The following is a 19,045-nucleotide window of genomic DNA, read 5'->3' as shown; positions in this document are numbered from 1 at the left end:
TGGTTTCGGTACGGCGGCTGATCGCTGGTTTCGATACGGCGGCGCCGGCGAGCAAGCGCGCCGGCGCCGCCTACTCAACCAGCGCGCCGGCGCCGCCTACTCAACCAGCTCAGGTGACGCGGCGGTCGCGCTGGACTTGGGGGTCGGACAACATCCAGCGCACCGCGCCGGCGCCGAACGCGCCGGTGCCGCGCAGCGCGAGCGCGCCGCCCGGTGGCAAGCGCACGCCGAGCATCCGCCGGGCGTAACCGGGCAGGGTGCCGATCGCACCCGCGACCAGGCTGAGGTAACCCGGCCGCGCGGCGACCGGCAGCGGCGGCTCGAAGACGATGAACCGCAACGCCGCCCGGGCCGCCGGGGTCGCCCGCAGCTGCGGGCGGTATGACGCGAGCGCCGCGCGCAGTTCGGCGACCGAGGCAGGCGCGCCCGCGAACCCGAGGCGGCTCGACACCGACCCGATCTGCGCGACGTAACGGTCGGCCTCGACGTCGGTCAGAGTGCCGCCGCCGAAGGCTCGGTAGCAGGTGAGGAAGCTGTCGGCCTCCGCGGCGTGCACCCACGCCAGCAGCGCCGGGTCGTCCGCGCGATAGGGCACACCGTCCAATTCGCCGTGCACCCGCCGGTGGATGCCACGCACCCTGGCGAGCAGCCGCTCGGCGTCCGGGACTGTGCCGAAGGTGGTCGTGGAAATGAAGTTGCTGGTCTGCTGCAACCGGCCCCACGGATCGTCGCGATAACTCGAGTGCTGGTCGACGCCGGCCATCGCGAGCGGGTGCAGCGACTGCAACAGCAGCGCCCGGATGCCGCCGACGAACATCGACGCGTCCAGGTGCACCCGCCAGATCGGGTCGGCCGGGGTGAACCACCGCTCCCCGCGCTTTCCCCAGATGCCGTCGGCTCTGCGCTGTGCGTCCTCGCCGGCCACCCGCTGCCGCAACTCAAGGGCCGCCCGGTGCCGCACCGTGTCGTGCAGGGTGCGAAGCGGCGTCATACAACTCATTATGCGCGTCTCGTATGACGAGACCTCCGGTCCGGGTAATGAACCGTTAACCGCTCGGCGCCCGATGCAACATGCTCGTAACACAACGTGCGACACCGCCGAAACCGCGCGGGCCCAAAGTATTTCGCCATGAGCGTTACTTCACTGGCGATGGCCACCCCACCTGCGCCCGACACCGGCGACACCGCCTGGGTGCTCGCCGCCGCGGCCCTGGTGCTCTTCATGACGCCCGGTCTGGCGTTGTTCTACGGCGGCATGGTGCGCACCAAGAGCGTGCTCAACATGATGATGATGAGCTTCATCAGCATGGGCACCATCGGGATCGTCTGGATCCTCTGGGGCTACAGCGAGACCTTCGGCGCCGACAGCACCGGCGGCTGGATCGGCAACCCGTTCGTCCACTTCGGGCTGAACGGCGTGCTCGACGCCACCTACGGCACGATCCCCGGCCCCGCCTTCGCGGCCTTCCAGGTCGTCTTCGCGATCATCGCGGTGGCACTGATCAGCGGCGCGATCGCCGATCGGGCGAAGTTCAGCACCTGGATGATCTTCACGGTGATCTGGGCGACCGTTGTCTATTTCCCTGCCGCCCACTGGGTTTTCGCGTTCGACGGGTTCGCCGCCAACACCGGTGGCTGGATCGCCAACGGCGGCTGGTTCCTGGGCGGCAACGGCGCGTACGACTTCGCGGGGGGCACCGCCATACACATCAACGCAGGTGCGGCCGGTCTCGCACTGGCCCTGGTGCTGGGCAAGCGGATCGGCTTCGGGCGCGACGCGATGCGACCGCACAACCTGACGCTGGTGATGCTCGGCGCCGGCATCCTGTGGTTTGGCTGGTTCGGCTTCAACGCCGGCTCGGCGCTCGGCGCCAACGCGCTCGCCGCCGGCGCCTGGATCAACACCCTCGGTGCCACGTCGGCCGCGATGGTCGGCTGGTTGCTGGTGGAGAAGCTGCGCGATGGGCACTTCACCTCACTCGGTGCCGCGTCGGGGGTCGTCGCCGGCCTGGTCGCGATCACGCCCGCCTGCGCGGTGGTCACCCCGATCGGCGCGCTGATCGTCGGTGTCGTCGCCGGAGCGGTGTGTGCGCTCGCGGTCGGCCTGAAGTTCAAGCTCGGCTTCGACGACAGCCTCGACGTGGTCGGCGTGCACCTGGTCGGTGGCCTCGTCGGCACCCTGCTGATCGGTCTGCTGGCGAGCAAGAGCAGCCCGACCGGCGCCGACACCCGAGAAGGGCTCTTCTACGGTGGTGGCCTCCTGCAACTTGGCGTCCAGGCGGGAGCGGCGTTCTTCGTGCTGGTGTTCTCCTTCGTGGTGACCTACGCGATCGGCTTCGTGCTCGAGAAGACCATCGGGTTCCGGACCACCGATGAGGACGAGGTGTCCGGCATCGACCAGGCCGAACACGCCGAGACCGGTTACGACTTCGGCAACCTGTTTGCCGGTAGCCGCATCGGGCAGCACCGGGCCGCGCACGAGCCCGACGCCCGCCACCACGACGAAGGGAAGGTCAAGGCATGAAACTTGTCACCGCGATCATCAAGCCGTTCAAACTGGACGACGTCAAGGAAGCGCTCGAGGCCTACGGCATCACCGGTATGACGGTGAGCGAGGCCAGCGGCTACGGCCGTCAGCGGGGGCACAGCGAGGTCTACCGCGGCGCCGAATACACCGTCGACTTCGTGCCGAAGGTCCGCATCGAGGTGATCGTCGAGGACATGGACGCGGCCAGCGTGGTCGACGTGCTCGTCAAGTCGGCACAGACCGGGCGGATCGGTGACGGCAAGGTGTGGACCATGCCGGTGGACGACGTGGTGCGGGTGCGCACCGGCGAGCACGGCGCCACGGCGTTGTGATCTCGATGCGCGGCTCGTTCGTCGCCGCTACTCGATCACCGTGTTTTCGCTGGTTGAGTAGCGGGGGAGCGAAGCGGAGGAGCGTATCGAAACCTGCGGCGGTGATCTCGATGCGCGGCTCGTTCCTCGCCGATACTCGATCAGCACTTTGGCCACACGAAAGGGGTTGCGGGGTATGACGATTGCGGCGGTCGACCAGGAGCGACTCGGCCTCGCCGGCACCCGCGATTTCACCAAACCCGGTGCGGGCGCGGTGCGGCGGGAGCGGCTCGCGTCATACAACAAGGCGTGGTTGGGGCAGCTCTGGTCGGGGGCCACGGCGCCGCTCGGCAGTCGCACCGGAGGGGTTGCGCTTGCTGCGGTCGGCAGCCTCGCACGCGGCGACGGCGGCCCGTTGTCCGACTACGACCTGGTGCTGGTGCACGACGGACGGTCGTTGTCAGGCTCGGCCGTCACCGAGCTCGCCGACCGCATCTGGTATCCGCTGTGGGACGCCGGGGTGCGGCTGGACCACAGCGTGCGCACGCTCGGCGAGTGCCGGTCGGTGGCTTCGGGCGATCTGGCGGCCGCGGTCGGCATGCTCGACCTCGAACTCCTCGCCGGTGACGACGTGCTCGTCGCCGGGGTCCGGCAGAGCATCGCGCACGACTGGCGCGCCAACGCCCGCAAGCGACTGCCCGAACTCTTCGACAGCCTCCGGGTGCGGCACGACCGCCACGGCGACCTGGTCAGCGAGATCGAGCCCGACCTCAAGGAGGGCGGGGGAGGGCTGCGCGACATGGCCGTGCTGCGCGCGCTCACCGCGGCCTGGCTCACCGACCGCCCGCACGGCGCGGTGGATGCCGCCTATGGAGAGCTGCTCGACGTGCGCGACGCGCTGCACGTGGTGACCGGCCGCGGTCGCGACCGGCTCGGCCGCGAGGACCAGGACGCGGTGGCCGCCCTCCTCGGGCAACCGGATTCGGACGCGCTGCTCACCGGCGTGGTGCAGGCGGCGCGCACCATCTCCTTCGCGTTGGACGGCACGATGCGTCGCGCCGGTCAGTCACAACGCGCTCGCACGCTGCGCGTCGGCCCGCGCCGGCCGGTGCTCTCGCCGCTCGGCTACGGCCTCTATGAGCACGACGGCGAGGTGGTGCTCGGCCCGAAGTCGACCGGTCTCGGTGGTCCGCTGTTGCTGCTGCGGGCCGCCCGGTTGGCTGCGCGCCGCGGTCTGCCGCTCGCACCCACCACGGTCGCAAACCTGACCCGTGACCTGCAGCCGTTGCCGGCGCCGTGGCCGGCGGAGATCCGCGACGCGTTCGTCGACCTGCTCGCGACCGGTCCTGGCCTGGTGCACGTGTGGGAGACCCTCGACCAGGCGGGGGTGATCGGTCGCTGGCTGCCCGAGTGGGGCGCGGTGCGCAGCCGCCCGCAGCGCAACGCGGTGCACCGTCATACGGTCGACCGGCACATCGTGGAGTCGGTGGTCGAGGCCTGTCGCCTGCGGGGCGACGTCGAGCGGCCGGATCTGCTCTTGCTGGCAGCGTTGCTGCACGACATCGGCAAGATCGCGGGCGTGCACGACCATGCCGTCGAGGGTGCGCCGGTCGCGGCGAACATGTTGCGGCGCATGGGTTTTGGCTCCGAGGACGTCGACGTGGTCGAGCTGCTCGTTCGCGAACATCTCACGCTGGTTGACCTCGCGACCCGGCGCGACCCGCACGACCCCCGCACGGTCGCCGCGCTCGTCGGCGCGGTCGAGGAACGTCCCGACGTGCTGGACCTGCTGCGCGCCCTGACCGAGGCGGACGCGATCTCGGCCGGCCCGAAGGCTTGGACCAGCTGGCGGGCGGGTTTGGTCGACGAGCTGACCGCGCAGGGCCGGCGCGCGCTCGCCGGACGCCGCCTGCCCACTCCCGTCGACCCCTCCGTGGCGGCGGGTCCGGCCGAACCACTCCCGCCCGAGCTGTTGCGCGACCTGGCGATGGGCCAGCCGCACGTCACGGTCGAGGCGACACCGAGCGGGGCGCGGGTCGAGATCGCCGACCGCGACCGGCTGGGCCTGTTCGCCGACACCGCGGGCCTGCTTGCCGCCGACGGGTTGGTAGTGCGGACCGCGCGGGTGCGCACGGTCGACGACGTCGCGATCAACACGTGGGACGTCGAAGCGCCGGCGGGTGATCTCCCGCGCGCGCAGGAGCTGCAGCGTGGACTGACGCAGCTGGCCGGTGGGGACCGCAGCCCGCTGCGGGCGCTGGAGCGGCGGCGCCGGAGTGCGCCTGAGGTGGGCGCGCCGCCGACGCGGGCCACCGTCATACCCGGTGCGTCGGAGCTGGCGACGGTGATCGAGGTGCGCGCGCAGGACCGCCCTGTTCTGCTGCGGGAGATCGGCATCACCTTCGCGCGGCACTCGCTTGCCGTGCGGTCGGCGCACGTCGCGACGTATGCCGGGCAGACCCTCGACACCTTCTATGTCACTGCTTCGGGCGACCGGCCGGTGGCACCACCGCAGGTCGCGCAGGTGATCGCCGCGCTGATCGACGCGTGTGACGGAGCGCCCCGGTCGCCGGGTTAACCTTGCAGGCGTGTTCAATTCGCTGTCCGACCGCCTGACGTCGACCTTCAAGAACCTCCGGGGCAAGGGCCGCCTCACCGAGTCCGACATCAACTCCACCATCCGGGACATCCGGATGGCGTTGATCGACGCCGACGTCGCGACCCCGGTGGTGCGCGAGTTCACCGGCCGGATCCGGGAGCGCGCGCTCGGCGCCGAGGTGAGCGCGGCGCTCAACCCCGGCCAGCAGGTCGTCAAGATCGTCAACGAGGAGCTCATCGAGATCCTCGGCGGCCAGACCCGGGAGCTGCAGCTGGCCAAGCGGCCCCCGACCGTGATCATGCTGGCCGGCTTGCAGGGTTCGGGTAAGACCACCTTCGCCGGCAAGCTGGCGCGACTGCTGCGAGACAAGGGCCACTTCCCGGTGCTGGTCGCCGCCGACCTGCAACGTCCTAACGCGGTGCGGCAGCTCGAGGTCGTCGCCGAACGCGCCGGCGTGCCGTGCTTCGCACCCGAGCGCGGCAACGAAGGCGGTCACGACGCGGCCACCGAGGAGGGCACCCAGTCCTACGGCGACCCGGTGTGGGTCGCGCAGGCCGGTGTCGGCCAAGCGAAGGTGCGCCAGTACGACGTGGTCATCGTCGACACCGCCGGCCGGCTCGCGGTCGACGAGAACCTCATGCAGCAGGCCGCCGACATCCGTGCGGCGATCCAGCCGGACGAGGTGCTGTTCGTGATCGACGCGATGATCGGTCAGGCCGCGATCGAGACCGCGCTGGCCTTCCAGAAGGGCGTCGACTTCACCGGTGTCGTGCTGTCCAAGCTCGACGGCGACGCCCGCGGTGGTGCCGCATTGTCGGTGGCGTCCGTCACCGGCCGGCCGATCATGTTCTCCTCGGTCGGTGAGCAGACCAAGGACATCGAGGTCTTCCACCCCGACCGGATGGCGTCGCGGATCCTCGACATGGGCGACGTGCTCACGCTGATCGAGCAGGCCGAGAAGGCCTTCGACCGGCGGCAGGCCCAGGAGATGGCCCGCAAGTTCATGGAGGAGGAGGATTTCACCTTCGACGACTTCCTCCAGCAGATGTCGGCCATCAAGAAGATGGGCAACCTCAAGGCGCTCATGGGGATGATGCCCGGCATGTCGGGCATGAAGGATCAGCTGAACAACCTCGATGAGCGCGAGTTCGACCGGGTCGAGGCGATGGTCCACTCGATGACGCCGTTCGAGCGGACGCATCCCAAGCAGATCAACGGCTCGCGCCGGGCACGCATCGCCCGCGGTTCCGGGGTCACGGTCTCGGAGGTCAACCAGCTGCTGGAGCGCTTCGGCCAGGCCCAGAAGATGATGCGTCAGATGCGCCGCGGTGGCGGCGGTATGCCGGGGATGCCCGGTATGCCGGCAGGTGGCGCACCGAAGCGTGGCAAGGTGCAGCAGAAGAAGAAGGGCAAGAGCGGCAACCCGGCCAAGCGCGCCCAGCAGGAGCAGGCCGCCGCACAGAAGGCGTCCGCCGCGCGCGAGAAGGCGATGGGCAATGCGTTCGGCGCCGAGGAGGAGCAGGACTTCTCAAACCTGAAGCTACCCAAGGGTTTTGAGAAGTTCCTCGGCCCGGACGCCAAGAAGGACTGAGCGCTGCCCGGCCGGTCCGAGCCGCACTCCAGGTCTACTTGGGCGCGACCGGATTGCCGTCCTTGTCGACCTTGTAACGGTCGTAACGCATCTCCAGCTTCCACGGGCCGACCGCGTGCTCGACGTCGACCCGCACCTCGGCGGTGCGCGCACTGGTGGACACCAAGTCCTGGTCCGTCGGCGCCGTGGAGTTGCCGCCGATCGGCGGGATCACTCGGTCGAAGACTTCGCACCAACTGTCGCCCGTCGGGGAGAAGCAGGAGCTGAGTGGACGGCCGGCAAGGGAGACTCGGTAGCGGCCGGTGGTCGTCGCCCGCAGCGTCCACGTCACTGACGGCTGCGTGCCGGCGACCGGCGCCGGCAGCCGCAGGGTGGCGGTGAAGCTGCCGTTCGCCCGGGAGCCGCTGCTCAGAGTCAGTTTGGGACCGGTGCGCAGCGGGCTCACCGGGCCGTTCTCGTTCGCGACTTGGGCGTCGTCGAATCCGAGTTGCCGGCTGGTGTCGAAATCCTTTGTCGCGACTGGGTATTGATCCCACGGGACTTTGCGATAGACCGCCAGCGGCCAGGGTCCGTCCGACGGCCAGGTGACCTCGACCTGGGTGGGCAGGTCGGTCGTGTTGGACAGGTAGAAGAAGTCTGGATTCGTTTCGCGCTGCGGCATGCACGGTTGGGTATAGCTGTTGTCGGTCGCGCCGTCGATGGTGACTGGCATCCCGAAGGCCTCGCCGTCGCTGTCGCCCGGGCAACCCACGACATATGCCTCGTCCTTCGGCAGGCGCACGGTCGCCGGCTGTCGAGGCCGCAGATCACGGACCTCGACGAGCTTGTAGCCCCGGACATACTCCGGGAAGTGAGTGCCATGCGAGGAGTTGAGGCCCGCGGGTGTGCGCAGCCACCGGTTGTGTGCGACCTGCGCGATCGTCACCGACGCGATGCTGGCGACGATCACGACCAGAGCTGCGGCATACGTCCAGCGCGGTCGTGCGGCTTGTGGCCGTTTACGGGCGGCCTCGTCCAGCGTCACTGTCGGGTCTGGCCAGCTCGCCCGCTCCGCGAAATCATCCAGCTGCGAACGCAATTGCGGGTCGCCGACGCTCAGGCCGAGGTTGGTGGCGGCGGCCCGTTCGGCGGCGATCGCGGCAGCTTTGGGCAGCCGCAGTTCCTTGGCCGTTGCGCGTGAGTCGAGGCCATCGACGACGCGCAGCAGCAGCACCGCGCGCTGCCTGGGTGACAGACCGGGCAGACCAGCCGCTGTCGAGGTCGGCGCGTCGAGGGGAGCGGCCAGGCGTGCCATCGTCAGCCGGGTCTGCGCGCCGGCGCGGCCGAGGTCGTCGGCCTGTCGCCGGATTCGGTGCAACGCCGCGGCGACGAGTTGCTCGGCGGCTTCCTGGTCGGCCATCAGCAGATAGCCGGTTCGATGCAACTCCGGCGTGCGGGCAGCCACGAAGCTGTCGAAGTCGCCGGTATCCGTCCCCTGATCGGTCATGACACGCCGAGTATGCCGCAGCGATCCGCGCGAGGCAGCCGCGCGCGCCGATCATGACGCAATAGGGTCGGACGTATGGCGAACGTTCCGGTGCTGCACGTGAAAGGCCGCATTCTCATCGGGCCGGAGGAGGTGCGCGACGAGATCTGGGTGGTGGACGGGACGGTCAGCTGGACCCCACCGGCCGACACCTCCGACGCCCAAACGGTCGAGGGCTACGTGCTGCCGGGCCTGGTCGACGCGCATTGTCACGTGGGACTCGAGGCACACGGCGGCGTCGACGAGGCGACCAGCGAGCAGCACGCGCTGCGGGACCGCGCTGCCGGTGCGTTGCTGTTGCGGGATGCCGGTTCGCCGGTCGACACGCATTGGATCGACGACCGCGAGGACCTGCCGCGCATCATTCGCGCCGGGCGGCACATCGCCCGCACGAAGCGTTACATCCGCAACTTCGCTCACGAGATCGAGCCCGAAGACCTGGTTGCCTACGTGCGGCAGGAGGCGCGACGCGGCGACGGCTGGGTGAAGCTCGTGGGCGACTGGATCGACCGTGACCGCGGTGACCTCGCACCCTGCTGGCCACGAGAGGCGCTGACCGCAGCGATCACCGCTGCGCATGAGGAAGGCGCCCGTGTCACGGCGCACTGCTTCGGCGAGGAGTCGCTGCTCGATTTCGCCGCTGCCGGCACCGACTGCATCGAGCACGCCAGTGGCCTGCAGCCGGACTCGATCGATCAGTTTGCCCAGCAAGGGATTTCGATCGTTCCCACGCTTGTCAACATCGAGAACTTCCCGAAGTTCGCCGACGCGGGCGAAGCAAAGTTCCCCGCGTATGCCGCGCACATGCGTGACCTCTACGCCCGCCGGTTCGACACAATCGCCGCCGCGCATGAGGCCGGGGTCCCGATCTGGGTCGGCACCGATGCCGGCGGCCAACTGCCGCACGGGTTGGTCGCGGCCGAGGTCGTCGAGCTCACCCGGGCCGGCATGACCGATCTCGAGGCACTCAACGCCGCGACGTGGGGTGCGCGTGAGTGGCTCGGGCGGCCGGGCATCGCGGAGGGCGAGAGCGCGGACTTCGTGGTTTACCAGGAGGACCCGCGTGCGGACGTTCGCGTGCTCGCCGACCCGGCCCATATCGTGCTGCGCGGACGACAGGTCGGAGCATGAGGTGACGTCGAGCCTCGCTCCGCTCGCGGCCACGGGCCGGCGCGTATGGGTGCACACCGCACAGGAGGGTGACCTGCCGGCCTACCAGGTTGCGGTGCAACAGTCCGCCGCGCGGATCGGGCGCTGGAACCCGGTCAACCCGGCCGACCTGCATTGGCACCTCGAGCGGCAGACCGAGGACCACCGGACCTTCCTGATCCACGCGATGGAGGCCGAAGGTAGCCACGGCATCGTCGGAAAGGTCAACGTCACCAACGTTGTTCGCGGCCGATTCCAGAACGGCGTCATCGGTTACGACTCCTACGACCCGTATGTCGGGCGTGGTCTCTTCGCCGAAGGCCTGCGTCTCATCATCGACATCGCCTTCGCGCAGGCGCCGCGGGGGATGGGGCTGCACCGCATCGAGGCAAACGTGCGGCCGGGCAACAGTCCGTCGTCCGGGGTGTTGCGATCGATCGGTTTCCGGCGCGAGGGCTACGTGCAGCAGATGCTCTGGCTGCCCGGACCGGACGGCTCGCACTGGCGCGACCACCTCCCGCACGCGATCACCCGGGAGGAGTGGCCGGCGGCGCCATACGCTCCGCACCGATGGCCGCGGATCGCCTTGCTGGTCAAGGATTCTCCGGGTCTGCACCTCGGGTCGCGGTTGGCTCACGAGCTCGGTCTGCCGCTCTTCTCCAGCGCTTTGCTCGACCGCGACCTCGGGCCGGGTCCTGCCACTGACCAGGCGCTGTGGTCCCTGCTCGCGGCCTCTCCGGTCGGTGGCGTCGTCGAGGAACCCAACCCGCAACCGGACTCGGTCTTCGCCGGCTTGCAGCGGGCCGGCTTCGACCCCACCGGTGTGCCACAGGTTGGCTGCGCACTCGGTTTCGGTTTTCCGCTCGAACTCGACCCCCGTCAGCCGGTGGACGATCGCGTGGTCGTGCGTCTCGCGCTGCGCGCGCGAAGCGCGTTCGCCTGACCGTCAGGCGGGCTGCTGCTGGGTGATGCAGTGCACGCCGCCGCCGCGGGCGAACAGCGGCCGCGCGTCGACGGTGACCACGCGGCGTCCGGGGTAGACGTCGGTGAGGATCGACACGGCCTCCGCGTCGTGCGGGTCGTCGAATGAGCAGGCGATCACGCCGCCGTTGACCACCAGATGGTTGAGGTAGCTGTAGTCGACCGGGCCTTCCTCGTCCGAGATCGTCTGCGGCGCAGGCATTTTGCGAATCTCCCAGCTGCGTCCGGCAGCGTCCGTGGTGTCGCGCAATGAACGCTCGACCTCGAGCGTGACGGTGTGGTCCGGGTGGTCGGGGTTGCGCTGGTCGTGCAGCAGCAGCACCCCCGGCGACGGGATCGTGGCGACGATGTCGACATGCCCGCGAGTGCCGAACTGCATTGCGTCCCGGGTCAGTCCGCGTGGCAGCCACACGACCTTGGTCGCACCGATCGTGCGCGCCAGCTCCGCCTCGATGTCGGCTTTGGTGGCGCCGGGGTTGCGGCCGTTGTCCAGCTGCACCGTTTCGGTGACCAGCACCGTGCCCTCGCCGTCGACGTGAAAACCGCCGCCCTCGTTGACGATTGACGACTCGATGCGAGGCACACCCGCTTCGCTCAGCACGTATGACGCAACGCGCGCATCGTTGTCCCACGTTGCCCAGTCCTGGGCGCCCCAGCCGTTGAAGATCCAGTCGACCCCGGCGAGCCGGCCCTCGTCATACACAAAGGAAGGACCGATGTCGCGCATCCACGCATCGTCGAGCGGGGTGTGGACGATGTCGACCCCGGCCGACAGGTAGCGGCGAGCGACCGCGTCATCGGCCGGATCCACCACCATCGTCACCGGCTCGAACTCCAAGGCTGCGTGCGCGACGGCCGCCCAGGTCGAGCGCGCCTCGTGGGCGTCGGCTGCGGTGTCGCCGAGCGTGTAGCCCTTCGACGGGAACGCCATCCAGATGCGGCTCTGCGGTGCGGTCTCACTCGGCATGCGGGGGCTCATGCGGACACGGTGCCACATCCAAAAAGTGACAGTGACTTGCAGTTTCTCGAACAACCCCGTACAACTGGATGTGTCAATCAAATGACAGTGACTATCAAAAACCCGGAGGGCGGAAATCGGATGGATATGACGAACTCGCGGCGCTGGATCGCGGTGGCGGCCATCGCGTTGACGACGCTGGTGGTCGGACTCGACACCATGGTGCTCAACGTCGCGCTACCGACGCTGGCGGAGGACCTGCACGCGAATATCTCGCAGTTGCAGTGGTTTACCAGCGCCTACACACTCGCGCTGGCGGTATTCATGCTGCCGATCGGCGCGCTCGGCGACCGGATCGGGCGCCGGCGGGTGCTGCTCTGGTCGCTGGTCATCTTCGGGGGAGCGTCGCTTGCCTGCGCGTTCGCCCAGACGCCGGCGCAGCTGATCGCGGCTCGCGCCGTCCTCGGCATCGGGGCCGCCGCGCTGCTGACGCTCACCCTTGCGGTCTTGACGGTGATGTTTTCGGACAAGAAGGAGCAGCGCCGGGCAATCAGTCTCAACATGGCCGGCGTCGCACTCGGCATGCCGCTCGGGCCGCTGCTCGGTGGGTGGCTGCTCGATCACTTCCACTGGGGTTCGGTCTTCCTGATCAACGTGCCGGTGGTGCTGCTTGCGATCGTCGCGATCATTGCCTTCGTGCCGGAGTCGCGGAGCGCGACGCCGCGGTCGATCCATCTGCCGAGCGTTGCGCTGTCCAGCCTCGGATTGGCGTCACTCACATATGGATTCATCGAGTTCGGGCAGCGCGGTTGGGCGGACGGCCGCTCCTGGATCTTCGTCTTTGTGGGTGTCGTGCTCACCCTGATATTCGTTCTGCTGCAACCCCGGCTGCGGCATCCGCTGGTCGACTTGCAACTCTTCGGCGTCCCGGCGTTCCGGTTGGGTGCGGTCTATGCGGTGGCGCTCAACTTCGTGATGTTCGGTGTCTTCTTCAGCCTGCCGCAGCTCTTCCAGGCGGTGCAGGGGGCGAGTCCGCTCGGCAGCGGGCTGCGGTTGCTGCCCATGGTGGCCGGCCTGGTCACGGCGACCCGGTTGAACGATCGAATCGCCGAACGTGCCGGCATCCGAGTGGTTTTCGCCGGCGGCCTCACGCTCACCCTGGCCGCGCTGGTCGTCGCCGCGTTCACCAGCCAGAGCACGCCCTACGCGGTGATTGGATGCTGGATGTTCTTCCTGGGCACGGGTATGGGGATGGTGATGTTCACCGCGATCGGATGGGCCGTCGGCAGCCTCGACCCGGAGCACTCCGGGGCCGGCTCCGCGCTCCTGTCGTCGCTGCGGCAGGTCGGTGGCACCATCGGTGTCGCGATCCTCGGCACCGTGCAAGCTACCCGCTACCACTCCGCGCTCGGCGACGCCGACGTCGAGCCGGTGCGGGACAGCGTCAACGCCGGGGTCGAGGTCGCTCGCAGCACCGGCAACACCGGGCTGCTCTCCACCGTGCGAGATGCCTTCGTGCAGAGCATCGATCTGTTGCTCTGGTCCACTGCGGGCATCGTCGCACTGGCCCTGATCAGCGTCCTGACGGCGCGTCGTGCCTTCGACGACTCGACCACCGAGCAGACACCGGCAGCCAGCGAGGATGAGCGACAATCGCTCCATGTCGTCGACTGAACCAGCCCAGCCCGGCCTGCGCGAGCGAAAGAAGGCGCAGACGCGAAGAGCGTTACGGGAAGCTGCTTTCCGGCTGTTCGCCAAGCAGGGTTACAGCAACACGACGACGGAGCAGATCGCGGCCGCGGCCGATGTGTCGCCGAGCACCTTCTTCCGGTATTTCCCGAGCAAGGCGGAGCTGGTCGTGGCTGACGATCTGGACCCGTTGATCGTCGAGGAGTTCCGGAAGCAGCCGGAGCAGCTGCCGGTGCTACGGGCTCTCAAGGCGGCGATCGAGCAAGTCACTGAGTCGATCACCCCGCAGGAGTGGGAGTTTCAGGATCAGCGCTGGGAGCTGATGCGCTCCGAGGACGAGCTTCGCGGGGCGCAGCAGATCGAGTTTCACCGCACGATGCGCCTGGTCACCGACCTGATCGCCGAGCGCACCGAGCTGTCGCCGGACGACCTGCGCGTCCGCGCGATGGCCGGTGCGCTGATCGGTGGCTACCTGTCGATGGGCATCGCGCCCGGAGCGCGCAGCGGATTCGACCTGGTCGAGTTCTTCGAGTCGGGTATGACGCTGGACGGACCGGCGGAGTACGCCGGCGCCGAGAGCAAGCGGCTGTGGGGTCGTCGGGGCCCCCGTCATACGACGTAGGGGAGAGCATGAACCTGACGCTCGTCGCCATTCTCGGGGTAGTGAGCATCGTTGCAGTCACTGCGTTTTCGAAGAAGTTGGGACTGGCGGCGCCGCTTGCGCTGGTCGTGGTCGGCATCGTGATCAGCTTTGTGCCGCGCACACCGGACATCGAGATCGACCCGGAGCTGATCCTCGCCGGTGTGCTGCCACCGCTGTTGTATTCCTCCGCGGTCAACATGCCGAGCCAGGATTTCCGGCGCAATCTCAAGGCGATCGGTGCACTGGCAGTGCTGCTGGTCGCGCTCACCACGCTCGGCATGGGCTGGATGTTCCACGCGGTCCTGCCCGGCATCGGCTGGCCGGCGGCGTTCGCGCTCGGCGCGGTGGTCAGCCCCACCGACGCGGTTGCGGCGACCTCGATCGGCAAGAAGCTCGGACTGCCGCCTCGGGTGGTCACCATGCTCGAGGGGGAGGGGCTGGTCAACGACGCGTCCGCGCTGGTGCTGCTGCGCTCGGCAGTCGCCGCGATCGCCGCCTCGGTGTCGATCTGGCACGTGGCCGGCAGCTTCCTGCGTTCGGTGGTCATCGCGGTGATCGTGGGATTCCTCGTCGGCGAGATCGCGGTCCGGTTGCGGGCGCTGCTGCGCGATGCGGTGTTGAGCACCGCGGTGTCGTTCGTGGTGCCGTTCGTGGCGTTCCTGCCCGCGGAGGAGCTCGACGCGTCCGGTGTGCTCGCGGTCGTGGTGACGGGTCTGGTTGTCGGCCGCCTCGGACCTCGCCGGATCGCGGCCCGCGACCGGTGGGTCGAGTCGATGAACTGGCGGACGATCGCCTTCCTGATGGAGAGCGCGATCTTCCTGATCATGGGGCTGGAGGTCAAGCCGCTCGTCGACGCCGTACAGGACAGCAACAACAGTCTGGCCGAGGCGCTGTGGGTCGGCCTGCTCGCCTCGGCGGCCGTGGTCGTGATGCGGCTGGTCTTCGTCGTGCCGCTCGTCGGCGCACTGCGGCAGGATCAGCAGCGCGCGGCCGACACTCGCTCGAAATTCGATAATTGGCAGGACAATCCGCGGTTCGACGAGCTCGAGGTCTCCGAGCGCAGGCTGCAACGCATCACGCACCGGGTGGAGCGGGTGGTCGCTGACCTCGACTTCAAGGTCGCCGAGCCGATCGGCTGGCGCAGCGCGGTCGTGCTCGGCTGGGCCGGGATGCGTGGCGCCATCACCGTGGCCGCCGCCCAGACGCTTCCGGTGGACACCCCGCGCCGCGAAGAACTCGTGCTGATCGCCTTCGTGGTCGCCGTGGTGACCCTGCTGGCGCAAGGACTGACGCTGCCGGTCGTCATACGTCGGGTGGGTATTCGCGACGATTCGGCGCAGCGCGTGCGCCAGGAGATGCAGGACATCACCTCCGACCTGTATGACGCAGGTCTGCTCGAGCTCGAGCACCTCAAGCAGACCCTGCCCGTGCAGGACCAACCCGCGCTGGCCGAGGTCCGGCAGGACATGGCGCACGAGCGCGCGGCGATCGACGAGCGGGCCGACCTGGCCGTCCGCGACGCCCGCACCGAGTACGCGCGGCTACGGCTCGACGTGCTTGCGGCGCAACGAACCGCGCTCGCCGGGTTGGCCGACCGGGGCGCCTACGGCTCGCCGGCGATCAATGCGGCGACCCGGATGCTCGACGGCTTCGAGGTGCGGCTGACGTCCTTCGACGACGACAGCTCCGCCTGACCTCGCCGAGAGGCTCAGATAATGCCGAGAGGCTCACGTATTCGACCGTCTGAACGGCCGAATACGTGAGCCTCTGAGCGATAAGTGAGCCTCTCGGCGATGGGTTAGGCGACGGCGATGGGTTAGGCGACGGCGCCCGGGTTAGGCGACGGCGCCGGCGGCTGCGCCGGCCGGGGTGGCGACATGCTCGGACTGACGCAGGTCCTCCCGGCTGGTGGGCTTCATCCGCAACGCCTGGTCGGTCAGGTAGCGGACGTAGGCGTAGTTGGTGAAGAAGCCCGGCAGGTAGTCGGCCAATGCCACGAACTCCAGCACCTCGCGGGCCGCCTGGTAGCGGCCGGTCGCCTCGTCGTCGAGGCCGCGGGTCAGCTTGGCCATCTCCTCGTCGATGACGCGGTCCAGCAGCTCCCGGGTCACCTGCGGGCCCTCGGCCAGCTGCGACTGGTGGTAGAGCCACTGCCACAGCTGCGCACGCGAAATCTCAACGGTGGCAGCGTCTTCCATCAGGTTGTCGATGGCGACGGCGCCACGCCCGGCGACCCAGGACGCCAGGTAGCGCAGCGCGACGGACACGTTGGTGCGCACACCCTGCAGGCTGATCGTCTGCACGGTGCCGTCCAGCGACACCAGGTCGCGGGCGGTCACGTCGACCGCCTGACGCAGCGAACGCTGGTCGATGCGGTCGCCGAGCACGCTGCGGAAGGCGGCGAGGCAGGTCTCCACGACCGCCGGGTGCGCCACCCAGGAACCGTCGAAGCCCTCGGCGGCCTCACGTTCCTTCTCGGCGCGCACCTGGGCGAGCGCGCGGTGCCGCGACTCCTCGTCCTGCCGCGTCGGGTTGACCGCGGCAGGACCGGCGATCGCGTGCGTCCACCGCTTGTGGCAGGTCGCCACCAGCAGCTTGGTGTAGGCCCGCATGAACGGAGTCGTCATGGTGATCTTGTCGCGGTCGGGCAGCACGAACTCGTTGCCGCGGTGGGCGAAAGTGCGCACGTAGCTGAACATGTAGTCCCAGCGGCCATCGGCCAATCCGCTGCAGTGCGTGCGGAGTTCGTAGAGGATCTCGTCCATCTCGTATGCCGCGGGCACCGTCTCGATCAGCACCGTGGCGCGGATCGTGCCCTGCGGGATGCCGAGCCGGTCCTGCGCCAGCACGAAGACGTCGTTCCAAAGACGCGCCTCCAGGTGCGACTCGATCTTCGGCAGGTAGAAGTACGGACCTGCGCCGTTCTCGATCAGCTTGCGCGCGTTGTGGAAGAAGTAGATGCCGAAGTCGAACAGCGAGGCTGAGATCGGCCGGCCGTCGATCGTCACGTGCTTCTCGCAGAGGTGCCAGCCGCGCGGACGCATCACGATCGTCGCCGGGTTGTCATCGACGGTCTGCGTGCTGCCGTCCGAGGACTCGTAGGAGAGGGTGCCGCGGACTGCGTCATACAGGGTGATCTGGCCGTCGACGATGTTGCGCCACGACGGAGCGGTCGCGTCCTCGAGGTCGGCCAGCCAGACCTTGGCGCCGGAGTTGAGTGCGTGCACGGCCATCTTGGGCGTGGCCGGCGCAACGAGCTCGCAGCGGCGGTCGGCCAGGCCCGGAGCGGGCGCGGCGACCTTCCAGGTGGGGTCGGCGCGGATCGAGGCGGTCTCGGGCAGGAAGTCGAGGTCGGCCCCTGCGCTGATCTGCTTGGACCGGTGCCGGCGCTCGGCGAGGAGTTCGGCCCGCCGTCCGGCAAAGGCGCCGTCGAGAGTGGCTACGAAGGCAAGAGCTTCCGGGGTCACGATTTCGTCGAAGCGCGGGTGCATCTCGCCGCGCACTGTCGGGGTGCCGTGCGTTTCACACATGACGTGTGTCCTTTCCGGTGCGAATTGCCTTGAATTTCTTGGGTTTTGGGGCCCTCGCGAAGTATCGGAGCGAGGAACGAGCGGAGAACTTCGTGGGGATGAAGACCCCGGGTCTGCGCGGCCGGAGCCAGTTGACCGCGCAGACCCGGGAGTAGGGGTGGCCTCGTCACCGAGGCCCAGAGAAGCGTCAGTTCGGGATCAGAACTGAGCCGCCTCGGTGGAGTCCTTCAGCGCGGTGGTGGCGCTGTCGGGGTTGAGCGCGGTGGACACCAGGTCGAAGTAGCCGGTGCCGACCTCGCGCTGGTGCTTGGTCGCGGTGTAGCCGCGCTCCTCGCTGCCGAACTCCTTCTCCTGCAGCTCGACGTAGGCCTTCATCTGCTCGCGGGCGTAGCCGTGAGCCAGGTCGAACATCGAGTAGTTGAGGGCGTGGAAGCCGGCCAGGGTGATGAACTGGAACTTGTAGCCCATCGCGCCCAGCTCGCGCTGGAACTTGGCGATGGTGTCGTCGTCCAGGTGCTTCTTCCAGTTGAACGACGGGCTGCAGTTGTAGGCCAGCATCTGGTCGGGGAACTTGGCGTGGATGGCGTCCGCGAAGGTCTTGGCGACCTCGAGGTCCGGGGTGCCGGTCTCCATCCAGAGCAGGTCGGCGTATTCGGCGTAGGCCAGACCGCGGGCGATCGACGGCTCGAGGCCGTTCTTGACCTTGTAGAAGCCCTCGGCGGTGCGCTCGCCGGTGAGGAACGGCTTGTCGCGCTCGTCGACGTCGGCGGTGAGCAGCGTCGCGGCCTCGGCGTCGGTGCGGGCGATGACCAGCGTCGACACGTCGCTGACGTCGGCGGCGAGGCGGGCGGCGTTGAGGGTGCGCACGTGCTGCGAGGTCGGGATCAGGACCTTGCCACCGAGGTGGCCGCACTTCTTCTCCGAGGCGAGCTGGTCCTCCCAGTGCACACCGGCGGCACCGGCGGCGATCATCGACTTCATCAGCTCGAACGCGTTGAGCGGGCCACCGAAGCCGGCCTCCGCGTCGGCGACGATCGGCACCAGCCACTCGTCGACGGTCTGGATGCCCTCGGAGAACTCGATCTGGTCGGCGCGCATCAGGGCGTTGTTGATGCGGCGCACCACCTGCGGCACGGAGTTGGCCGGGTAGAGCGACTGGTCGGGGTAGGTCTGGGCGGCCAGGTTGGCGTCGCCGGCGACCTGCCAACCGGACAGGTAGATCGCCTTGAGGCCGGCCTTGACCTGCTGGACGGCCTGGTTGCCGGTGAGCGCGCCGAGCGCGTTGACGAAGTCCTCGGTGTGCAGCTTGTTCCAGAGGTCCTCGGCGCCGTGGCGGGCGAGCGTGTGCTCCTCCTGGATGGAGCCGCGCAGCTTGATGACGTCCCCGGCGGTGTAGTCGCGCTTGACGCCGGCCCAGCGCGGGTTGCTGTGCCAGTCGTTCTGCAGAGCGGTCTCCTGCTCGGCGATGCTCGGCTTGTTCTGCTGGGTAGTCATGGCTCCCATGTTCCTTTCCGGGGCGGTCTGTCGATGCAGACCACTCTG

The 19,045-nt window shown here is 68.7% G+C and carries 14 protein-coding genes; 9 read left to right on the top strand and 5 right to left on the bottom strand.

All coding sequences use genetic code 11. The features are described from left to right. Positions 1-109 precede the first annotated feature (109 nt). Positions 110-991, bottom strand: a complete 882-nt coding sequence (locus tag N2M23_RS06860; protein ID WP_265444277.1) for an oxygenase MpaB family protein — start codon at positions 989-991, stop codon at positions 110-112. Positions 992-1,129: 138 nt separating this feature from the next. On the opposite strand from N2M23_RS06860, the gene N2M23_RS06855 reads away from it, so the two are divergent. From N2M23_RS06855 to ffh, 4 genes are all read left to right on the top strand, one after another. After that, positions 1,130-2,524: an ammonium transporter gene (locus tag N2M23_RS06855; RefSeq protein ID WP_265444276.1), complete on the top strand. Its 1,395-nt coding sequence runs from the start codon at positions 1,130-1,132 to the stop codon at positions 2,522-2,524. Beyond that, positions 2,521-2,859: a P-II family nitrogen regulator gene (locus N2M23_RS06850; protein WP_171154677.1), complete on the top strand. Its 339-nt coding sequence runs from the start codon at positions 2,521-2,523 to the stop codon at positions 2,857-2,859. The genes N2M23_RS06855 and N2M23_RS06850 overlap by 4 nt, the downstream gene beginning before the upstream one ends. A gap of 175 nt (positions 2,860-3,034) precedes the next feature. Then, positions 3,035-5,416: a [protein-PII] uridylyltransferase gene (locus N2M23_RS06845; protein WP_265444275.1), complete on the top strand. Its 2,382-nt coding sequence runs from the start codon at positions 3,035-3,037 to the stop codon at positions 5,414-5,416. A gap of 10 nt (positions 5,417-5,426) precedes the next feature. Beyond that, entirely contained in the window at positions 5,427-7,028 is a 1,602-nt protein-coding gene (gene ffh / locus N2M23_RS06840; RefSeq protein WP_265444274.1) for a signal recognition particle protein, read from the top strand. A 34-nt stretch (positions 7,029-7,062) separates the two neighbouring features. Here ffh and N2M23_RS06835 read toward each other — a convergent pair whose 3' ends face one another. Then, a complete protein-coding gene (locus N2M23_RS06835) occupies positions 7,063-8,514 on the bottom strand; it encodes a SigE family RNA polymerase sigma factor (RefSeq protein WP_265444273.1) in 1,452 nt (483 codons plus the stop codon). A gap of 75 nt (positions 8,515-8,589) precedes the next feature. On the opposite strand from N2M23_RS06835, the gene N2M23_RS06830 reads away from it, so the two are divergent. Together N2M23_RS06830 and N2M23_RS06825 are read left to right on the top strand one after the other, a co-directional pair. Beyond that, positions 8,590-9,684 (top strand): amidohydrolase family protein, encoded by a 1,095-nt coding sequence (locus tag N2M23_RS06830; protein WP_265444271.1) that lies wholly within the window; start codon positions 8,590-8,592, stop codon positions 9,682-9,684. 1 nt (position 9,685) lies between these two features. Then, on the top strand, positions 9,686-10,645 hold the full coding sequence (locus tag N2M23_RS06825) for a GNAT family N-acetyltransferase (protein WP_265444270.1): 960 nt from the start codon (positions 9,686-9,688) through the stop codon (positions 10,643-10,645). Positions 10,646-10,648: 3 nt separating this feature from the next. Here N2M23_RS06825 and N2M23_RS06820 read toward each other — a convergent pair whose 3' ends face one another. Continuing rightward, entirely contained in the window at positions 10,649-11,662 is a 1,014-nt protein-coding gene (locus N2M23_RS06820; protein ID WP_265444268.1) for an agmatine deiminase family protein, read from the bottom strand. 126 nt (positions 11,663-11,788) lie between these two features. Here N2M23_RS06820 and N2M23_RS06815 point away from each other — a divergent pair, with 126 nt between their 5' ends. From N2M23_RS06815 to N2M23_RS06805, 3 genes are read left to right on the top strand one after another with little or no spacing between them, the layout of a single operon-like run. After that, the gene (locus N2M23_RS06815; RefSeq protein ID WP_265444267.1) at positions 11,789-13,315 is read left to right on the top strand and encodes an MFS transporter; all 1,527 of its coding nucleotides are present in this window, start codon (positions 11,789-11,791) and stop codon (positions 13,313-13,315) included. Continuing rightward, on the top strand, positions 13,302-13,952 hold the full coding sequence (locus tag N2M23_RS06810; RefSeq protein ID WP_265444266.1) for a TetR family transcriptional regulator: 651 nt from the start codon (positions 13,302-13,304) through the stop codon (positions 13,950-13,952). The genes N2M23_RS06815 and N2M23_RS06810 overlap by 14 nt, the downstream gene beginning before the upstream one ends. A 41-nt stretch (positions 13,953-13,993) precedes the next feature. Continuing rightward, complete coding sequence (locus tag N2M23_RS06805) at positions 13,994-15,667, top strand: cation:proton antiporter (protein WP_265444265.1); 1,674 nt, start codon at positions 13,994-13,996, stop codon at positions 15,665-15,667. 141 nt (positions 15,668-15,808) lie between these two features. On the opposite strand, the gene aceB is transcribed toward N2M23_RS06805, so the two are convergent. Both aceB and aceA read right to left on the bottom strand, forming a co-directional pair. Next, positions 15,809-17,503, bottom strand: coding sequence for a malate synthase A (aceB, locus tag N2M23_RS06800; RefSeq protein WP_265444263.1), 1,695 nt, complete (start codon positions 17,501-17,503; stop codon positions 15,809-15,811). Between the two features lie 198 nt (positions 17,504-17,701). After that, positions 17,702-18,997 carry an isocitrate lyase gene (gene aceA / locus N2M23_RS06795; protein WP_171154716.1) on the bottom strand — a complete coding sequence of 432 codons (1,296 nt, stop codon included), beginning with the start codon at positions 18,995-18,997 and terminating at the stop codon, positions 17,702-17,704. Positions 18,998-19,045: the final 48 nt, after the last annotated feature.

Source organism: Flexivirga meconopsidis (assembly GCF_026162425.1).
GTDB lineage: Bacteria > Actinomycetota > Actinomycetes > Actinomycetales > Dermatophilaceae > Flexivirga > Flexivirga meconopsidis.
Note: the sequence above shows the minus strand (reverse complement) of the source record. Positions and strands in the feature narration are given on the sequence as shown.

What these genes read in the sequence shown, in the direction of transcription:
- N2M23_RS06835 (WP_265444273.1), bottom strand. Translation starts at nt 8,514, where the DNA reads ATGACCGATCAGGGGACGGATACCGGCGACTTCGACAGCTTCGTGGCT.
- aceA (WP_171154716.1), bottom strand. Translation starts at nt 18,997, where the DNA reads ATGACTACCCAGCAGAACAAGCCGAGCATCGCCGAGCAGGAGACCGCT.
- aceB (WP_265444263.1), bottom strand. Translation starts at nt 17,503, where the DNA reads ATGTGTGAAACGCACGGCACCCCGACAGTGCGCGGCGAGATGCACCCG.
- N2M23_RS06815 (WP_265444267.1), top strand. Translation starts at nt 11,789, where the DNA reads ATGACGAACTCGCGGCGCTGGATCGCGGTGGCGGCCATCGCGTTGACG.
- N2M23_RS06850 (WP_171154677.1), top strand. Translation starts at nt 2,521, where the DNA reads ATGAAACTTGTCACCGCGATCATCAAGCCGTTCAAACTGGACGACGTC.
- N2M23_RS06830 (WP_265444271.1), top strand. Translation starts at nt 8,590, where the DNA reads ATGGCGAACGTTCCGGTGCTGCACGTGAAAGGCCGCATTCTCATCGGG.
- N2M23_RS06845 (WP_265444275.1), top strand. Translation starts at nt 3,035, where the DNA reads ATGACGATTGCGGCGGTCGACCAGGAGCGACTCGGCCTCGCCGGCACC.
- N2M23_RS06860 (WP_265444277.1), bottom strand. Translation starts at nt 991, where the DNA reads ATGACGCCGCTTCGCACCCTGCACGACACGGTGCGGCACCGGGCGGCC.
- N2M23_RS06855 (WP_265444276.1), top strand. Translation starts at nt 1,130, where the DNA reads ATGAGCGTTACTTCACTGGCGATGGCCACCCCACCTGCGCCCGACACC.
- N2M23_RS06820 (WP_265444268.1), bottom strand. Translation starts at nt 11,662, where the DNA reads ATGAGCCCCCGCATGCCGAGTGAGACCGCACCGCAGAGCCGCATCTGG.
- N2M23_RS06810 (WP_265444266.1), top strand. Translation starts at nt 13,302, where the DNA reads ATGTCGTCGACTGAACCAGCCCAGCCCGGCCTGCGCGAGCGAAAGAAG.